At 41.9% G+C, this 16,935-nt stretch carries 16 protein-coding genes; 8 read left to right on the plus strand and 8 right to left on the minus strand.

Features of this window, described 5'->3' with window-relative positions; translation table 11 throughout:
* Positions 1-51: 51 nt before the first annotated feature.
* Together AAA942_RS17530 and AAA942_RS17535 are read left to right on the plus strand one after the other, a co-directional pair.
* Positions 52-657, plus strand: coding sequence for an acyl carrier protein phosphodiesterase (locus AAA942_RS17530; protein WP_338221601.1), 606 nt, complete (start codon positions 52-54; stop codon positions 655-657).
* Positions 644-1,102, plus strand: coding sequence for a hypothetical protein (locus tag AAA942_RS17535; RefSeq protein WP_338221602.1), 459 nt, complete (start codon positions 644-646; stop codon positions 1,100-1,102). The genes AAA942_RS17530 and AAA942_RS17535 overlap by 14 nt, the downstream gene beginning before the upstream one ends.
* A 16-nt stretch (positions 1,103-1,118) precedes the next feature.
* Here the strand turns inward: AAA942_RS17535 and AAA942_RS17540 are convergent, their stop codons facing one another.
* From AAA942_RS17540 to AAA942_RS17560, 5 genes are all read right to left on the minus strand, one after another.
* Complete coding sequence (locus tag AAA942_RS17540) at positions 1,119-1,658, minus strand: inorganic diphosphatase (RefSeq protein WP_338221603.1); 540 nt, start codon at positions 1,656-1,658, stop codon at positions 1,119-1,121.
* Between the two features lie 71 nt (positions 1,659-1,729).
* Entirely contained in the window at positions 1,730-2,821 is a 1,092-nt protein-coding gene (locus AAA942_RS17545) for a hybrid sensor histidine kinase/response regulator (protein WP_338221604.1), read from the minus strand.
* The gene (locus AAA942_RS17550; RefSeq protein WP_338221605.1) at positions 2,814-4,832 is read right to left on the minus strand and encodes a sensor histidine kinase; all 2,019 of its coding nucleotides are present in this window, start codon (positions 4,830-4,832) and stop codon (positions 2,814-2,816) included. The genes AAA942_RS17545 and AAA942_RS17550 overlap by 8 nt, the downstream gene beginning before the upstream one ends.
* A gap of 85 nt (positions 4,833-4,917) precedes the next feature.
* Positions 4,918-5,628, minus strand: a complete 711-nt coding sequence (locus AAA942_RS17555) for a hypothetical protein (protein ID WP_338221606.1) — start codon at positions 5,626-5,628, stop codon at positions 4,918-4,920.
* 2 nt (positions 5,629-5,630) lie between these two features.
* Positions 5,631-7,907 carry an Rv1355c family protein gene (locus AAA942_RS17560; RefSeq protein ID WP_338221607.1) on the minus strand — a complete coding sequence of 759 codons (2,277 nt, stop codon included), beginning with the start codon at positions 7,905-7,907 and terminating at the stop codon, positions 5,631-5,633.
* Positions 7,908-8,084: 177 nt separating this feature from the next.
* On the opposite strand from AAA942_RS17560, the gene AAA942_RS17565 reads away from it, so the two are divergent.
* Complete coding sequence (locus tag AAA942_RS17565; protein WP_338221608.1) at positions 8,085-8,558, plus strand: response regulator; 474 nt, start codon at positions 8,085-8,087, stop codon at positions 8,556-8,558.
* Here the strand turns inward: AAA942_RS17565 and AAA942_RS17570 are convergent, their stop codons facing one another.
* Genes AAA942_RS17570 through porX form a run of 3 tightly spaced genes read right to left on the minus strand, consistent with a single transcriptional unit; the run spans position 8,559 to position 11,757 of the window.
* On the minus strand, positions 8,559-9,740 hold the full coding sequence (locus tag AAA942_RS17570; RefSeq protein WP_338221636.1) for an alanine dehydrogenase: 1,182 nt from the start codon (positions 9,738-9,740) through the stop codon (positions 8,559-8,561).
* 19 nt (positions 9,741-9,759) lie between these two features.
* Entirely contained in the window at positions 9,760-10,191 is a 432-nt protein-coding gene (gene tsaE / locus AAA942_RS17575; protein ID WP_338221609.1) for a tRNA (adenosine(37)-N6)-threonylcarbamoyltransferase complex ATPase subunit type 1 TsaE, read from the minus strand.
* A 3-nt stretch (positions 10,192-10,194) separates the two neighbouring features.
* Positions 10,195-11,757 (minus strand): T9SS response regulator signal transducer PorX, encoded by a 1,563-nt coding sequence (gene porX, locus AAA942_RS17580; protein ID WP_338221610.1) that lies wholly within the window; start codon positions 11,755-11,757, stop codon positions 10,195-10,197.
* A 60-nt stretch (positions 11,758-11,817) separates the two neighbouring features.
* Here porX and AAA942_RS17585 point away from each other — a divergent pair, with 60 nt between their 5' ends.
* Genes AAA942_RS17585 through AAA942_RS17605 form a run of 5 tightly spaced genes read left to right on the plus strand, consistent with a single transcriptional unit; the run spans position 11,818 to position 16,916 of the window.
* Positions 11,818-13,047 (plus strand): HD domain-containing protein, encoded by a 1,230-nt coding sequence (locus AAA942_RS17585; protein ID WP_338221611.1) that lies wholly within the window; start codon positions 11,818-11,820, stop codon positions 13,045-13,047.
* Positions 13,048-13,068: 21 nt separating this feature from the next.
* Positions 13,069-14,091 (plus strand): UDP-3-O-(3-hydroxymyristoyl)glucosamine N-acyltransferase, encoded by a 1,023-nt coding sequence (gene lpxD / locus AAA942_RS17590; RefSeq protein ID WP_338221612.1) that lies wholly within the window; start codon positions 13,069-13,071, stop codon positions 14,089-14,091.
* A gap of 32 nt (positions 14,092-14,123) precedes the next feature.
* On the plus strand, positions 14,124-15,518 hold the full coding sequence (locus AAA942_RS17595; RefSeq protein WP_338221613.1) for a bifunctional UDP-3-O-[3-hydroxymyristoyl] N-acetylglucosamine deacetylase/3-hydroxyacyl-ACP dehydratase: 1,395 nt from the start codon (positions 14,124-14,126) through the stop codon (positions 15,516-15,518).
* Complete coding sequence (gene lpxA, locus AAA942_RS17600; RefSeq protein ID WP_338221614.1) at positions 15,515-16,294, plus strand: acyl-ACP--UDP-N-acetylglucosamine O-acyltransferase; 780 nt, start codon at positions 15,515-15,517, stop codon at positions 16,292-16,294. Before AAA942_RS17595 ends, lpxA begins: the two co-directional genes overlap by 4 nt.
* A 1-nt stretch (position 16,295) precedes the next feature.
* Positions 16,296-16,916, plus strand: coding sequence for an ABC transporter ATP-binding protein (locus AAA942_RS17605; RefSeq protein ID WP_338221615.1), 621 nt, complete (start codon positions 16,296-16,298; stop codon positions 16,914-16,916).
* Positions 16,917-16,935 lie beyond the last annotated feature (19 nt).

The raw sequence follows: 16,935 nt of genomic DNA on the forward strand, positions 1-16,935 counted from the left end.
TAGGGTACAAACTAAGCAAAAGTCCAAGGGTTTTCCCTTTTTCGATCCATCATGAATTTTCTGGCCCACGCATATTTATCATTTGACCGAGAGGAAATCCTGGTGGGGAACTTTGTCGCAGATTTCATCAAAGGAAAAGAAATCCAGAAATACCATGACGAGATATTGCATGGCATTTTGCTTCATCGGGAGATAGACACCTTTACCGATTCTCATCCTCTTGTCAAAGCCGGTCAGAGCTACCTCAGGCGAAAGTTCCGTCACTACTCTCCAGTGATCACGGATATATTCTTCGATTATTTTTTAGCCAAAAACTGGGAAAAATATAGCTCAATACCACTGGCCATATTTGTAGAAAAGACTTACGGATCCCTCGAAAAACATTTGGATATACTTCCTGAGAGCTTTGGGAGGATGTTTTTTTGGATGAGAAAGCAAAATTGGCTGCTCAACTATGGGACTTTAGAGGGAATTCAGCAGTCGCTTAATGGACTGACAAGAAGGTCAAGTTTTGATTCAAAAATGAATGAAGCCACTTCAGTATTGGTGGAAAAAGAAATGGAATTTGAATTGATTTTCTTCGCTTTTTTCAGGGATTTGGAGACTTTTGCCCGGACAAAACTTCAGGAAATAGAAAATCACCATGGTCTACATTAAACCAAAAATATCCACCTACTTTTCCTTAAGTCTGATCTTACTGGTGCTTACTGGAGGTCTTGTACTGATTTTGAGGGATTTTTCATACAAAGGCAGCTTTCCGCTTTGGTTTTACCTTGTAGCCAGCTCCCTCATTACACTGGTTCTTCTCATGCTTTTGGTCAAAATGATGGCAGGGTGGAGATTCATCACAGCCGGAAAAGATCAAATCGTCATCCGCCTTCCACTTCGAAGAAGCACAAAGGCCTATCCTGTATCAGAAATTCTCGCTTGGGAAGAGGAGACAATCATCGCCAATAAGCGTGAATTTAAGCAGGTGACTATTGCCTTTCAGGACCATCAGTCCATTTCGGTTTCCAATCATGAGCATGAGGCTTACACTGATTTGATCAATTACCTGAAGAAAAAGGCCCAAAAGCAAATGATCAAAAACAAAAAAGCCTGATTGCTCAGGCTTCTCTCTATCGTGCGGTTCGGAAATTCTTGTCGTAGAGTTCAATACTCTCGTTGATGATTCGCATGGCATCTTCTTTTCCAAGGAAGTCTTCCACTTTCACCTCTTTGTTTTCCAGCTTTTTGTAGTCCTCAAAAAACCGATGAACCTCCTTCATCAGGTGCGGAGGAAGCTCATCAATATCGTTGATGTAGTTTACCGATTGGTCTTCTGCAGCCACGGCAATGATTTTGTCATCTGCCTCTCCTCCATCAACCATTCGCATCACGCCAATGACCTTGGCCTTGACCAAAGTCATGGATGGGATATCAATCTGAGAGATAATCAGAATATCCAAAGGGTCATGGTCCTCACAGAAGGTCTGAGGGATAAACCCATAATTTGCCGGATAGTGTACCGCTGAAAAAAGAACCCGGTCCAAAAGGAGCATCCCGGTTTTTTTATCCAATTCGTACTTTCCTTTACTTCCTTTGGGGATTTCGATGACTCCCATGACGTACTCGGGAGCTTGTTTTCCAATATTGACGTCGTGCCATGGATTGATCATAGTCTTTTGTTTTGGTGAAAAAAGTATTTCTCAGTGCAAAGATAAGGCTGAGGGGGACACAGACCCAGATTTTAGTCAATATTCATACTTGGAAGAGTGACGGTCACTGCAGTACCCTTATTCAATTCAGTATCCAAATAAATCTCTCCACCCATCTGCTCCACCGCTTCTTTGACCATATAGAGTCCAAGGCCGGTTCCCACATTTTTCTGAGTTGCCCTTGAAAAGAGGTTGAAAACCTCATTTTTGAATCGCTCTTCTATTCCGATCCCATTGTCCTCCAAAACCAACACAGCTTTGCCATCTGTGACATCCACGGTTAATGAAATTCTTTTTTCGCCCGGTTGATGTTTTTGAAACTGAACCGCATTGCTGAAAAGATTATTGAGAATTACGCGAATCTTGGAATCATCAGAAAAGAAGGGGGTCTCTTGATTGACCTGAACATCAATATGAAAGTGGTTTAGATCAAACTTTTCCCGATAGGCATTCATTTGCTGGTCTACCACATCTCTAAAATGAATTTCGGTAATCTTATGATCGATTTTTGTAGACCGATAAAAGTCAAGCATTTTATAAATGAAGTCGTCCAATTTACCAGTAGCCGTATCAATCATATTGAAGTACTCTAAGGTATTGGGATCATTCAACTCCATTTTGGCCAATTTGGAAACACCGGAAATACTCATCAATGGACCTCTTAATTCATGAGAGAGGCTGTAGACAAACTGATTCATTTCAGAATGAAGTTTTTCTAGTTTGATAGTTTTGTCCCTCAATTCCCTTCGCATAAAGAAGATATCTGCGGCATTTTTGATTGAGTTTTTGATCTGCTCTATATTCCAAGGCTTATCAATAAATCGATACACCTCACCCTTGTTGATCGCGTCAATTACACTGGCGATATCTGAATATCCCGTCAATAGAATCCTGACTGGATCAGGATTGATTTTGACCATCCGCTCAAAAAACTCCGTACCGGTCATACCTGGCATCCGTTGATCGGCGATGACTACGTGAATTTCTTCTTCTTGGGCTATTCTTAACCCTTCCTCACCATCAATGGCTGTAAAAATCTTAAAATCCTTTCTTAAAGTAGCCCGAAACGATTTTAGGTTATTGTCTTCATCATCAATGTAAAGAACATGTATTTTTTCACTCATACTTTGGGGCATTTTGATAAATAGGAAGAGTTATTTTAAAAGTTGTGCCTTGGCCCTCCTCGGTATCCACTTCCAGGGTTCCTTTGTGATTTTCAATAATAGAATAAACTATGGAAAGACCCAAACCTGTTCCTTTCCCAACGGCTTTGGTAGTAAAAAAAGGTTCAAAAATCCTTTGCTTTACATGCTCTGGCATTCCGGGACCATTGTCGGTTATTTCTATAGTTACCGTCTCCTGACTCGCAATTGTTTTGATGGTAATCTTAGGATCGGAAATGGTATTTAGATGATCAGAAAGGGCATGAACGGCATTGTTGATGATGTTCATGAATACCTGATTAATCTTTCCTGCCAAACATTCCACCATAGGCAGCTCGCCAAATTCGCGGATGATACGGATTTTGCCCGGAATCGATGAATTCAATAGAATAAGCGTGCTGTTAATCCCATCATGTAAATCCACCTTTTTGACATCCTGCTCATCTACTCGGGAAAATAATCTTAGTCCTTTGACAATCTCTACGGTTCGCTTGGCTCCATCTTCCATGCCTCTGAGTAGCTGATCTACTTCATCTAGCACATAATCCAACTCCAATTCTTCCTCTAGCTTCTTCGCACTTTTTATGGTCTCCGGCTTAAATTCTTTTTCTGCCGAACTTCTGTAAAATTCAATGACCTCCATTATATCCTTGATATCCCTTTTCAGCGGGGTGATATTGGAGCTTACAAAATTGATCGGATTATTAATCTCGTGAGCAATTCCGGCGGTTAACTGGCCCAAGGAAGCCATTTTCTCCTGATTGACCAATTGACTTTGGGTATTCTGAAGATTTCTCAGGGCTTGTTCCAATTCCACGGTTCTGATTTTGACCTTTTCTTCAAGCATGGAATTCTGCTCCCGGATCAGATTTTCATTTTCTCTTAATACGCGTAGGCGCTCGGATTGCTCCAATTCTTTTTCCTTTTTGAGTATGTTGATTTTATCAGCTAGAGCAAAAGAGAGAAGTACTACTTCCAAAGCTGAACCAAAAGGCATGATATAAATTGTCAAGTTATTGGTAGGTATGATCCCCATCTCGCTGAGAACAAACAAGAATATTCCTACCATAAAAACACTCCAGGCCAACAGATAATATCTAGCAGGCCGGAAACCTCTCTTCAGTACTGAATAAGCAACATACAAGACATAAAGAACTACAATAGACTGAGTGACCAATAAGACCTGATAGCTCAAGGTTATGGAGAAGATAAGTGCATTAGCCAGAATGAATGCATATACCCCGAAAATGTAGATAAACCCCTTATCCAACTTCGGTACATAGCGGTTGGTAGATAAGAACACTCTTAAAAACCAAATTCCAACTATACTCACCAAAGACGAAAACAGGACAATAGAACGGGAATTCATCCAATCCCATTCTGGCCAAATTAATAACTGGGTGAAACCCAAGATGGAGGCTTGAGCAAACCAAACCAAGATCGTGTGAAGAACATAAACCAAGTATATCTTATCCCTAACAGAGAGATAGATGAAGAAATTGTAGAAGAATAATCCAACAAACACTCCGGTCAATACGGCGAAAAAGATGTATTCAAAAATCAGCAACGAATCAAATTCCTTGCTTTCAATGAGGAAAGAAATGAAAATCTTTTTGTCGGAATTTTCTAGTCTGATCAAATAGAAATCGGCGTTTTTTTCATTTTCTCCCAGTTCAAAAGCCAGCTTGTGAGAGGTAACATATTCATCTTTTTCTGCGACTAGCCGGCCATTGATTAAGTCACCGATTATTTCATTATCCTTTACAGAATACAATTTGACATTATCAACGGAAGGTGAGTTAAATACTAAAAGAGGTGAGTCATATTGCTTGACCAAATCTGCCTCTAATTTGACCCAAAGTATTTCACTGTTGATCCCAAAATTAAACTGTTTGCAATTGTTGGTCTGAAATGAAGAAGCTTGTAAGAGGACATCTTCGACCGTGCTATTATTCTTTTCGAGCAAATACATAAAACAATCCAGTTTTTCCACTGTCGTGTTTTGCGAAAAGGCGACCCTGCTAAAAAACAAGAGTCCGATTAGTAAGAAATAAAATCTAAACATCTTTTCTCCAATCCGTATTTTGAATAACTAAATCATACTCTACCAGAAAATCACCCTTTGGACCCGTTTCTGTCCTTGTAGTTTGGAGATTTTTGCGCAGCATATGAATAAAATCTCTTTCATCTTTATCTGCCAAAGGGAGATTTATCGGGTCTTTCATCACAATTGAAGTAGCAACCAAATCCAATTTGGGGTAGAAAAATGTCCCAGAATTCCCCACTCCTTCCTCTATTTCAAATCCCTTTTTAAGAGATGGCATAAGCGTATATTCAGCTACCAAGGCTAAAAGTGACCCCAACTTTAATTGCTCGGCGATGGCAATTCCAGCTCTGATTAAAAGTACGGCACCTACACCGTATCCCGATATGGACTTGGAGTTCCACAATCCTGAAACCTCCCCTGTTCCATGCACCCCATACTCCCTCACCAAGCCAAAAATCTTATGATCTACCTGAGATACTGCCAACTCCATGGGAAGGGGATAATCGGGATGGGCAATATGTATGCGAAGTCCACTGACAATTTCTCCTGTCTCCTGTAGTTCCACTGTTATGACATAAACAAAAGGATTTTTCATCCAATCATTGTTGGATGAGGTCACCTTAGTCACGCCATATTGCCTCAGGACATCTGCATGGCCTTGGACGAAGTTTTGGCACCTTTCGGGGTCATCAATAGCTCTGAAAGCCTTGAATTTAAACATTTCTATAGCCGAATTAGGGTTTCGTCAACGGATCGCCTATATGCTCGGATACTTGGCTCACCAGCTTGATTTAGCCTAAACATAAATAAAGGGCAAACTTCTGAATCATTCTCGAATAGTAGATCAAATTCTGCCTTTAATTTGAGAATTTCGGCTTCTTCTTTATTGGAAAATCCATGATTAGCATCTCTAAGTACACGGTGAAAAATAAATAGCATAGCGGTAACCGGCTGGAAACTGATCCCCATCATATTTGCCTTGATCCAAATTCGCTGCAAAACTGCGCCAGCATTCAGATATTCTTTGGCAGAAAAGTCCCTCCCCTGCAATACCATGACCACGGAGGCCGTAGTCATTGTGTCTTTGGATATTTTGGTCAATCCATAGCCCATCAAAAATTTCCGGAAAAACTTCACTGTCCTTGGATCTTTCAAGAGGCCCATTGCAGCTTTTTCGGTCCCGGAAAGTTCCAAAGTAGCGATATCGATGCCGTCCTTGGTTCGTCTGGCATCCTCCTCTGTCCACCGGACCTCTTTGATAAAGTCAACTAAACCTTCTTGGTGAAAAAGTCTCATCCGGTCCATACCCCCTACGACTCCTGCGAGTTTCTCCAAATCCTTTTCTGATTCGGTAAACTTAATTTCCAGACCTCCCTCTTTTGCAATATTCTGAAGGTTCTCTATGGCATCACTTTGAAGCAGCTCTCTTTTGGTATTCTTCCTGTTCGTGCACCTAAGCGAAATCCCTTCAACCAACTCAGAATAGGGTACTTTCAATGGACTTTTCAGCTTGGACAGAAATCTAACAGAAGCTATACACTTCTGCTCAAATTCAGAAATATGATTAAGTATCTCGACCTCAATACCAAGTTTGGCTGAGATCAATCTGACATTCTCCAAGACTGCTCCAAATGCGATAAGTGAGCCTGTCCCTTTGTAATCCAGCATGGACCGGCTTCTCTCTTCATCATGGATGAGATGCAGCAGGCCTTTTTTGTCATAAATCCATATCCAAGGCTGAACATTCCCTCCGGAAGGCGCCTGATTCGCATTATTGATGATTTCATTTAACTCCTCAGTCGTCAATAAGTAGGCTGACTGGGTGATATCCTTTGGAATTTGCTGAATAATTTCCTGCTGAAAATCTGAAATAGGCCGGTAATTGGGCTCAACAGGCGCCAATTCATCAGAATCGATCTGTAGAATTTGATCAAAATCCACATAGAATCTTCCTGACTTTACTTCATCGCCAAGTAATAACCTCCTGCCTACATGGGCGACTGAAGCTCCTCCCAAAAAAACACCTGATGCCAATTGAGGCCAACTCGTGATCGTCTGACCGATTTCCAGCAAGGAGGCTTTCATTCTCAACGAGAGTGTATCCAAGCCTGTAATTTTCAGCACAATAGATACGCGCTCTTTATTGGAAAGCCCCTTCAAATCTTCTCCCTTAATACCTTGGAGCATTCCGTGAAAAATCGGACGATCGGGTTCCTGATCAAATCGTTCAATATCCAGCATACCCCTATCCGAGGTCTCCATTATCACCGGGAGGTGATAGCTCTTGGCTTTCTCTCTCAGGAGAACCTTGATATCAAGACTGTCACATTCATCAATTAATAGGTCCAGCTGGCCTCCACCAGTGATGAATTCATCGACATTGGATTCGGTAATCCCTTCTCTGAAGACTTTCAGCTTTAAATAAGGGTCTATTTCACTAATCTCCCGTGCTGCAATAATTACTTTCTCCAACCCTAAGCTTGTCACCCCTGCTTTGAGACGATTGAGATTACTGAGTTCCAGCGTATCAAAATCAGCAAGTCGAAGTTCTCCACATCCACGCTCCAAAGCAATAGCCAAAGCCACACTTTGACCAACAGAAAGACCGACAATTCCGACTTTCTTTTGACCTAAATCATTTTGCTCCTGAGGAGTTATTTTAAAATTATTTCTAACTGTTCTGATTCGTATAAAATCCTTCTCCGATAGAATATGGACGAGGGTATTTTTCCAAGAATAATATACCCAGTTGCCAAAAAAATCTTTTTGGTCAGGGGCTACATATTGATCAATTCTAGCTTGTAGTTCTTGCTTTGAAAATGATACGTCAGGATGATTAGCCTTGATCAAATCCGCGATCTGACTGTCTATCTCATTAATGACATAAACAGACGTATTATTTCTTAACTCCTCAATTTTTACCCAATCCTCTTGTTTATTAGGTATAAATATTTCTGGAGTAAACCGATCTTTAAGATCAATTTCTTCAATAGATATCATTTACTTAGGGGTGATAAGCTGAGTAAAGATAAGTTATTCGTCAAAAAGACAAATATCTTAATCATAAATTTTGGTTAGAAATCATATAATTCAAGCTTTACAAACAAAAAGAGATTTTGTTTTTAGAAGAAAAAGGAATTATTTGGTATTGGCAAGCCAATTTCAGCCAAAAACTCGATGGAAAGTCAGACAGAAGAAAAGATCAAAGTTCTTTATGTAGATGATGAGGAAAACAATCTTCAAGCGTTTAAAGCCACTTTTCGAAGAGACTACAAGGTCTTTTTAGCGATTTCCGCAGAAGAAGGAGAAAAAATCCTCAATGAGGAGGAGATCGACATCATCATTACAGACCAAAGAATGCCGGAGAAAACCGGAGTTGAATTTTTGGAAAGCATTATCCCGATTCACCCTAGGCCCATTCGTTTACTTTTGACGGGTTATACCGACATACAGGCTGTTATTGACGCTATCAACAAGGGGCAAGTCTACCACTACTTGACTAAGCCTTGGGAGGAAGAATATTTAAGAACCGTGATCAAAAACGCCTTCGAAGTTTATTCTTTGAGAAGAGAAAATGAAAGGCTTACTGCAGCTTTATTGAAAGCTAATGAACAACTAGAATTCCTCTTGAGACAAAACCTGCTTTCTTGATTAATACCTGGCTGCTAATAGCAATTGGAGCTCTTTGTGGTTGAGCCCAAATTTTCTGGCGATTACCGCATGGGTCAAGCTACCACGGTAGGTATACACACCTCTTAAAAACCATTTATAATTAAAAATCATTTCTTCAGCGCCTCCTAAATCCGCCATTTGAAGGATGATTGGAGTAAAAATATTGCTGAGTGAGTAAGATGCTGTCCGAGCCACACGTGAAGCAATATTTGGCACGCAGTAGTGAATCACATCATGAATCTGAAAGACAGGATCCTCATGAGAGGTCATTCTGGCGGTTTCGATACAGCCTCCCTGATCAATCCCCACGTCTATGATAATACTTCCGTGCATCATATTGGCCACCATTTCCTCGGTTACCACAATTTTATTTCTTCCTTTTTCGGCGCGAAGAGCTCCAATGACCACATCCGCTTCTGCCAGTGCCTGACTCAAGGTATAGTTGTCAATAGTTGAGGTGTAAATTTGCTGACCAATCAGCTGCTTGATTCTCCGGAGTTTATAAATATGATTGTCAAAGACTTTGATGTTAGCACCAAGGCCTAAGGCGGTGCGAGCAGCATATTCCGCTACTGTTCCAGCCCCGATGATTACCACCTGAGTAGGAGGTACCCCGGCCACTCCACCAAGGATGAGTCCTTTCCCTTCATTGACACTGGATAGGTACTCTGAGGCAATCAGCATGACTGTACTGCCAGCTATCTCAGACATTGCCCTAACCACGGGCATGCCTCCTACTTTATCCTCGAGATATTCAAAAGCCACAGCCGTGATTTTCTTTTCATTAAGGGCATGAATAAACTCTGCGCTTTGGTTTTCCAATTGCAAAGCAGAAATGAGGCAAGCCCCGGGAGACATTTCCTTTATTTCTTCCAGAGTGGGAGGAGCAATTTTCAAGAGAACATCTGCAGCAAGCACCTCACTCCTTGAATACGAAATTTTAGCACCTGCATCTGAATAGTCCTGGTCTTTGAATTTTGCCTGAAGCCCGGACCCGGATTCGACCATGACTTGGATTCCATTGTTGCTGAGCAAGCCTACGGCCTCTGGGGTGAGCACAATCCTTCTTTCCTGATTGGAAATTTCCTTGGGTAATCCAATTACCAAAGGTTGACTTCCCTTTTTAGTAGGGAGGGGAGACTCTTTGGTCATCAGACCCATGGAGGTTAAGGGAGAAAGTTCAGTAGGCATCTTGGGTTTTTTGAATGTGGATCTTTCTTCTGTCCTCAGCTATGATTTCTATTTTGATCAATACAAATTCTTCAGGGATATAAGGGGAGATTTTCTCCGCCCATTCAATCCAGCAATGATTTCCACTATAAAAATACTCTTCTATTCCAATATCCAATGCTTCATCGGGATCATCCAATCTATAAAAGTCAAAATGGTAGATTTTACCGACTACAGAAGAGTGATACTCATTGACAATTCCAAAAGTAGGGCTGCTTATCTCATCCTCTACATTAAAGGCTTTAGACAGTGCCCGAATGAGAGTGGTTTTTCCTGCCCCCATCTGCCCTTGGAAAATCCAAATCCGATCTTCTCCGGCGTATTTGATCAGGTCCTTGGCAGCTGAATCGATTTCCGAAAGGCTGTATTCTATCGTGGTCAATCTTTATCCTTCTTTTGCCTTCAAATGTACGAAAGGCACGATCATTTCCTCTAGTGAAATACCTCCGTGCTGGAAAGTGTCCTTGTAGTAGTTGACGTAGTAGTTGTAATTGTTTGGATAGGCAAAGAAATAGTCCTCCACAGCAAAAACATAAGTCGTGGAAACATTCAGTCTTGGAAGCTTGGCATCTTCTGGGCGCTTGACTTCAAAGACTTTTCCCGGCTCATAATTGAGGTTTTTTCCTTGCTTATACCTAAGATTGGTCGTTACATTTTTATCTCCGATGATTCGATAGGGCTTATTCACTTTTTTTGTCCCATGGTCAGTAGTGACCATTACTTCAAGACCTGCCTGATGTATTTTCTTAAAAAGCTCAAATAGGGAAGAATGCTCAAACCAGCTACGGGTCAGGGATCGATAGGCAGATTCATCTGGAGCAAGTTCCCGGATCATCTTCATGTCTGTCCGTGCATGGGATACCATATCTACAAAGTTGTATACCAAGACATTCAGATCATTTTGTACTAGAGAATGAAATTGGTCCAAAACCGTTTTACCCTGCTGGGTCTGTAAGATTTTGTGATAGGTAAACTTGATGTTGAGCCTGTTTTTTTCCAGATTGATCCGAAGCCAATCCTCCTCAAAATTATTTTTCCCCTCATCGGAATCTTCATCTTCCCAAAGATTAGGATAGAATCTTGCCATATCCAATGGCATCATCCCGCTGAAAAGGGCATTTCTGGCAAAGGCTGTCGTCGTCGGCAAAATACTGAAATACGTATCCTTCTCCTCAGTGACAAAATACTGTGAAATCAAGGATTCGATCTCTTCCCATTGATCCAATCGGAGATTGTCAATTACGATAAAAAACAAAGGTTTACCTGGCTTTATCTTAGGAAACACCTTCTCTTTCATGACCCGGTTAGAGAGGAGAGGCTTATCTTGATTTTTCTCCTCCATCCAATCCAGATAATTGTCCTTCACAAATCGGGCAAAAGAAGAATTGGCCTCGGATTTTTGGGTCTCCAGCACTTCCAGCATGCTTTTGTTTTGGGTCTCGTCGATCTCCAACTCCCAAAACGTGAGCTTTTTATATATATCCTCCCATTCTTGTGGACTGTGTGCATCTCCCAAAGCCATGCTAATCTGCATGAAATCCTGCTGATAGCTCTGTGTGGTTTTGGTATCGATCAGCTGCTTGTTTTGAAGGATCTTTTTAACCGAAAGCCAGATTTGACTTGGATTGAGCGGCTTGATCAGATAGTCTGCAATCTTTCCGCCGATAGCATCATCCATGATGTGCTCTTCTTCACTTTTGGTGATCATGACCACAGGAATCTGAGGTTTCATCTGCTTGATCTGCTGAAGCGTCTCCAGACCGGTCATGCCTGGCATCATTTCGTCAAGAAATATCACGTCAAAATTATCCGACTCGACTTCGTCGATAGCATCGACCCCTGAGTTGACGGTGACTATTTCGTAGCCTTTTTGCTCTAAAAAAAGAATATGGGGTTTGAGCAGATCGATTTCATCATCCGCCCATAGGATCCGGAACTTTTGAGCCATTGGGTTTTCCCTTTAATTTTAAAATTATAATTACTTTTGGACCAAACAAATGGACCCTGATTGAAAAGCCAGAAAATACTCAATGATCCAGTTTATGGTTTTATCACTATTCCCAGTGAGTTGATTTTTGCGATCATTGATCATCCTTACTTTCAGAGATTACGCCGGATCAGGCAGTTGGGTTTGACAGATTTTGTTTATCCCGGCGCCCTTCACACCCGATTTCATCATGCCTTAGGGGCTATGCACCTGATGAGCATCACGTTAGACAATCTGCGACTGAAAGGAACTGAAATATCGGATGAGGAGTACGAGGCAGCTCTGATTGCTATTTTGCTTCACGATATCGGACATGGGCCATTTTCCCATGCATTGGAGTTCAGTCTTCTGGAGGGAATTCCGCATGAGGAGCTATCCATACTCACCATAGAGGCTCTCAACAGGGAATTTGGAGGACAGCTGAACTTGGCCATCTCCATTTTCAAAAACAAATACCCCCGAAAATTCCTCAATCAACTGGTCTCCAGCCAACTGGATATTGACAGACTGGACTACCTTCAGCGGGATTGTTTTTTCACAGGTGTCTCAGAGGGGACCATTGGAGCAGATCGAATCATCAAAATGATGGCTGTGCACAAGGATCAATTGGTCATCGAGGAAAAAGGGATTTATTCCATCGAAAACTTCCTGAGCGCACGAAGACTGATGTATTGGCAGGTATATCTTCACAAGACCACCGTCAGCGCAGAAAAGATGCTGATCAATCTGATCACCCGCGCGAAGGTGCTTGCCAGACAAGGTCATTCCTTTCAGGTGTCCGAGGAATTTGATTTTTTCTTAAAAAACCCTTTACATCTGAAAGATTTCCAGTCAAATCCGCAAATTTTGGAACAGTTTCTCCAATTGGATGATTTTGATATTTGGGGAGCGATCAAGCTATGGAAGTCACATCCCGATTATGTTTTGAAAAACATATCCCGGATGTTTTTGACCCGAAATTTGTTCAAAATCAATTTGGTAAATGATCCATTCACTCCGGAGGAAATTCAGGAACAATTAGAAAAAACCAGGCAAAAGCTGTCGATCCCTCCGGAAGATTTGGATTACTTCTTTTCTCACGGCAAGGTGAGTAACTATGGCTACTTAGCTTCTGATCGGATCAATATTCTAACCAAAAAAGGAAAGGTATTAGACGTAGCCACGGCAGCTGATTTGCCAAACATCAAGGTGATGAGCAAGATCGTGGAGAAATATTATGTATGTAAAGCGAAAAGTTTAATTTTAACCTAGAAAAAAGTTTTCAGTCCGAATATGGAATTTACTTTAGGCCAATTAGCCGCTCTTTTGGGTGGAAAGGTAGAAGGAGATGAAAATCAGATAGTGAACCGGCTAGATAAAATCCAGGAAGGCTTGCCGGGTGGAATCAGTTTTCTATCCAACACGAAGTATGAACCTTTCCTCTACGAGACCAAGGCAACGGCAGTGATTGTTTCCGAAGATTTCAAAGCAAACAAATCATTTACTACCACACTCATTCGGGTAAAAGATGCCTACTCCGGATTCACTACCCTATTGGAGGCCTATGCTCAGTTTTCAAAAATGGCCCTGGTGGGAGTGGAAGAGCCTTCCTTCAAGCACGAAAGCAGCACTATGGGTGATGAGGGGTTTCGGGGAGCTTTTTCTTACATCGGGAAAAGTTGCCAAATAGGTGTTCAGGTAAAAATTCACGCCCATGCTTACATTGGAGACAGGGTTAAAATCGGAGACCATACCATTATCCATCCGGGAGCAAGAATCTGTTCGGACACGATCATCGGAGCCAATTGTGAAATACATCCGGGAGCTGTAATCGGGGCAGACGGATTTGGATTTGCTCCTCAGGAGGATGGCACCTACAGAGGTATTCCCCAGATAGGGAATGTAGTTTTGGAAGATTATGTGAGCATCGGTGCAAATACTACAGTAGATCGTGCCACGATGGGCTCTACAGTGATCAAAAGAGGAGCTAAAATAGATAATCAGGTCCAGATCGCACACAATGTGATCATAGGTGAAAACACCGTAATCGCTGCTCAGGCCGGGATATCAGGGTCAACCGTAATCGGAAAAAACTGTGTTATCGCAGGCAAAGCAGGGATAGTAGGACATCTCAAAATCGCTGACAACACCACCATAGGAGCCAATACAGGAATTAGTAAGTCGATCAAAGATCCCGGACAGACCCTATTTGGATACATGGGATTTGAATTAAAAAACTTTCTCAAATCCTACTCGATTTTCAAAAATCTGGAGGCCCTCGAAAAGCGAATCAAAGAACTCGAAAAAAAGGGCTAATTTTGCAGCCCTAACCTTTCCAAAGGTAAAAGATGAAAGTAAAACAGCATACCATAAAGAAACAGGTAGAACTCTCCGGAGTAGGACTTCACACCGGTGTGGTTTCCAATATGGCATTTCTACCCGCCCCACCCAATCACGGAATCAAATTTCAAAGAGTTGACCTTGAAGGTAGACCTACCGTAGATGCGGACTGCGACTTGGTAGTAGAAGTATCCCGTGGAACTACTCTTGAGCAAAACGGTGCAAGAATTTATACTGTAGAGCATGTACTTGCAGCGCTGGTAGGGTTGGAAATCGACAATGTTTTGATTCAATTGGATGGACCCGAGCCTCCAATCATGGATGGATCTTCTATCCAGTTCATTGAAGTATTGGAAGACGCCGGTCTTGAAGAGCAAAATGCCCTTAGGAGATTTTTTGAAGTACAGGAAAGTATCCAATATAAGGATAGCTCAAGGGAAGTGGAGATGGTCGCTTTACCTACCGACAATTATCGCGTGACGGTCATGGTTGATTACAACTCACCGGTATTGGGTAGCCAACATGCTTCGATCACAGACATAAGCCAGTTTAAACCGGAAATCGCCTCTTGCCGAACTTTCTGCTTTTTGCATGAGCTGGAGATGCTATACAATTCCAACCTGATTAAAGGAGGAGATCTCAACAACGCCATTGTGGTGGTAGATCGGGTTGTGGAAAAAGACGAATTAGCCCATTTGGCCAAGATGTTTAACAAGCAGACTGTCGAGGTCAAAAAAGAAGGGATCCTAAACAACGTAGATCTCAGATATAAAAACGAGCCTGCAAGGCATAAGCTTCTTGATGTAGTCGGTGATTTGGCCTTGGTAGGCCGACCTCTGAAAGCTCAGATCCTGGCAGCCAGACCGGGTCATGCCGCCAATGTGGCTTTTGCAAAGAAGTTAAAGCGGGCAATGGAGAAAGCGGGAGCATCGCATATCCCCTACTATGATCCGAAACTCCCACCGGTAATGGATATCAATCAGATATCCAACATCCTTCCTCACCGCTATCCATTCCAGCTGTTAGACAAGATTATTTATTTAGATGAAACAGTCGTAGCTGGTGTGAAAAATGTCACCATGAATGAACCTTTCTTTATGGGGCATTTTCCCGGAAACCCAGTAATGCCTGGAGTACTTCAGGTAGAAGCCATGGCTCAGACTGGAGGGATTTTAGTACTTAGTACGGTGGATGATCCAGAAAACTATTGGACCTATTTTTTGGGAATAGAGAGTTGTAAATTCAGAAAGATGGTTCTCCCTGGAGACACCCTTGTTTTTAAATGTGAACTGCTAGCCCCAATTAGAAGGGGAATTGCAAAGATGAGAGGAGAGGCCTATGTAGGTAACACTCTGGTCTGTGAAGCTGTAATGACCGCTAGCATAACTCGAAAAGAATCATGATTAGTCCCCTTTCCTCGGTATCCGAAGGCGCAAAATTGGGTCAGAATGTTCATGTAGATCCTTTTACCATGATTCACGAAGATGTGGTGATCGGAGACAATTCCTGGATTGGATCCAATGTGACCATTTTTCCTGGTGCTCGAATCGGTAAAAACTGCAAGATTTTCCCTGGTGCTGTGATTGCCGGTATTCCCCAAGACCTTAAGTTTCAAGGAGAGGAATCTACAGTCGTGATCGGTGACAACACCACCATCCGGGAATGTGTCACCATATCAAGAGGAACAGTAGACAAGCAGACGACAGTCGTAGGAAGCAATTGTCTACTTATGGCTTATGTCCACGTAGCACACGACTGTGTAATTGGCAGTAATGTAATCATCGCAAACTCTGTCCAGATCGCAGGTCACGTATCCATCGACGATTGGGCAATAGTGGGAGGCTCCAGTGCTGTACATCAGTTTGTAAAAATCGGCATGCATGCTATGATCTCCGGTGGATCTTTGGTTAGAAAAGACGTTCCTCCATTTACCAAAGCAGCAAGAGAACCTCTTTCCTATGCTGGTGTAAACTCTCTTGGTCTTCGAAGAAGAGGATTTTCCAGTGAGACCATCGCTCACATTCAAGAAGTCTATCGCTATCTGTTTTTGAATAGCATGAACAACAGTCGGGCCCTTGAAGAAATAGAAATTAACCTTCCTGCTACCAAAGAGAGGGATGAAATCCTGAATTTCATCCGGTCTTCCGAAAGAGGAGTAATGAAAGGATATATCAACTAACATGCTTGAAATCCAGCTACAGGAAGTCTCCAAGCGCTTTCAATACGAATGGATTTTTAAAAAACTCAGCTTAACGATTGCTCCAGGAGAGGCTATCGCCATCACCGGAGGAAATGGATCAGGTAAATCCACCCTTTTAAAATGCTTGGCAGGGGTAATTCCCATTACCTCAGGAAAAATCAGATTCGGAAAAGATGGAAAAGAGATAGAAGACGGGGATAAATATAAATTCTTGTCGATTTCTGCCCCTTATTTAGAAGTCCCTGAGGAGTTCACGCTTTCCGAGTTGATTCAGTTTCATTTTCAATTTAAAAGGCCATTGGAAGGAATATCCACAAATGATTTACTGGATATTATATATCTCAAAGAGCACCATTCAAAGCAGATTTCTCAATTTTCTTCAGGAATGAAACAAAGGCTTAAGCTTGGGTTAGCTCTTTTTTCAGAGGTTCCACTGATTTTACTGGATGAACCTACCTCCAATCTTGATCTAAAAGGGATAAAATGGTATCAGGACTTGATAAAAAATTATCAAAAAGGAAGAACCCTTCTGGTTTGTTCAAATGATACCCGTGAATATGAGTTTTGTTCCCAAAAAATATCCCTAGAAGATTATAAGTAGTCTGAGGGTTTTGAACTTT

Source organism: Algoriphagus sp. oki45 (assembly GCF_036245605.1).
GTDB lineage: Bacteria > Bacteroidota > Bacteroidia > Cytophagales > Cyclobacteriaceae > Algoriphagus.

What these genes read in the sequence shown, in the direction of transcription:
- AAA942_RS17540 (WP_338221603.1), bottom strand. Translation starts at nt 1,658, where the DNA reads ATGATCAATCCATGGCACGACGTCAATATTGGAAAACAAGCTCCCGAG.
- AAA942_RS17535 (WP_338221602.1), top strand. Translation starts at nt 644, where the DNA reads ATGGTCTACATTAAACCAAAAATATCCACCTACTTTTCCTTAAGTCTG.
- AAA942_RS17605 (WP_338221615.1), top strand. Translation starts at nt 16,296, where the DNA reads ATGCTTGAAATCCAGCTACAGGAAGTCTCCAAGCGCTTTCAATACGAA.
- AAA942_RS17550 (WP_338221605.1), bottom strand. Translation starts at nt 4,832, where the DNA reads ATGTATTTGCTCGAAAAGAATAATAGCACGGTCGAAGATGTCCTCTTA.
- lpxA (WP_338221614.1), top strand. Translation starts at nt 15,515, where the DNA reads ATGATTAGTCCCCTTTCCTCGGTATCCGAAGGCGCAAAATTGGGTCAG.
- AAA942_RS17565 (WP_338221608.1), top strand. Translation starts at nt 8,085, where the DNA reads ATGGAAAGTCAGACAGAAGAAAAGATCAAAGTTCTTTATGTAGATGAT.
- AAA942_RS17530 (WP_338221601.1), top strand. Translation starts at nt 52, where the DNA reads ATGAATTTTCTGGCCCACGCATATTTATCATTTGACCGAGAGGAAATC.
- AAA942_RS17545 (WP_338221604.1), bottom strand. Translation starts at nt 2,821, where the DNA reads ATGAGTGAAAAAATACATGTTCTTTACATTGATGATGAAGACAATAAC.
- AAA942_RS17555 (WP_338221606.1), bottom strand. Translation starts at nt 5,628, where the DNA reads ATGTTTAAATTCAAGGCTTTCAGAGCTATTGATGACCCCGAAAGGTGC.
- lpxD (WP_338221612.1), top strand. Translation starts at nt 13,069, where the DNA reads ATGGAATTTACTTTAGGCCAATTAGCCGCTCTTTTGGGTGGAAAGGTA.
- AAA942_RS17560 (WP_338221607.1), bottom strand. Translation starts at nt 7,907, where the DNA reads ATGATATCTATTGAAGAAATTGATCTTAAAGATCGGTTTACTCCAGAA.
- AAA942_RS17595 (WP_338221613.1), top strand. Translation starts at nt 14,124, where the DNA reads ATGAAAGTAAAACAGCATACCATAAAGAAACAGGTAGAACTCTCCGGA.
- porX (WP_338221610.1), bottom strand. Translation starts at nt 11,757, where the DNA reads ATGGCTCAAAAGTTCCGGATCCTATGGGCGGATGATGAAATCGATCTG.
- AAA942_RS17570 (WP_338221636.1), bottom strand. Translation starts at nt 9,740, where the DNA reads ATGGGTCTGATGACCAAAGAGTCTCCCCTCCCTACTAAAAAGGGAAGT.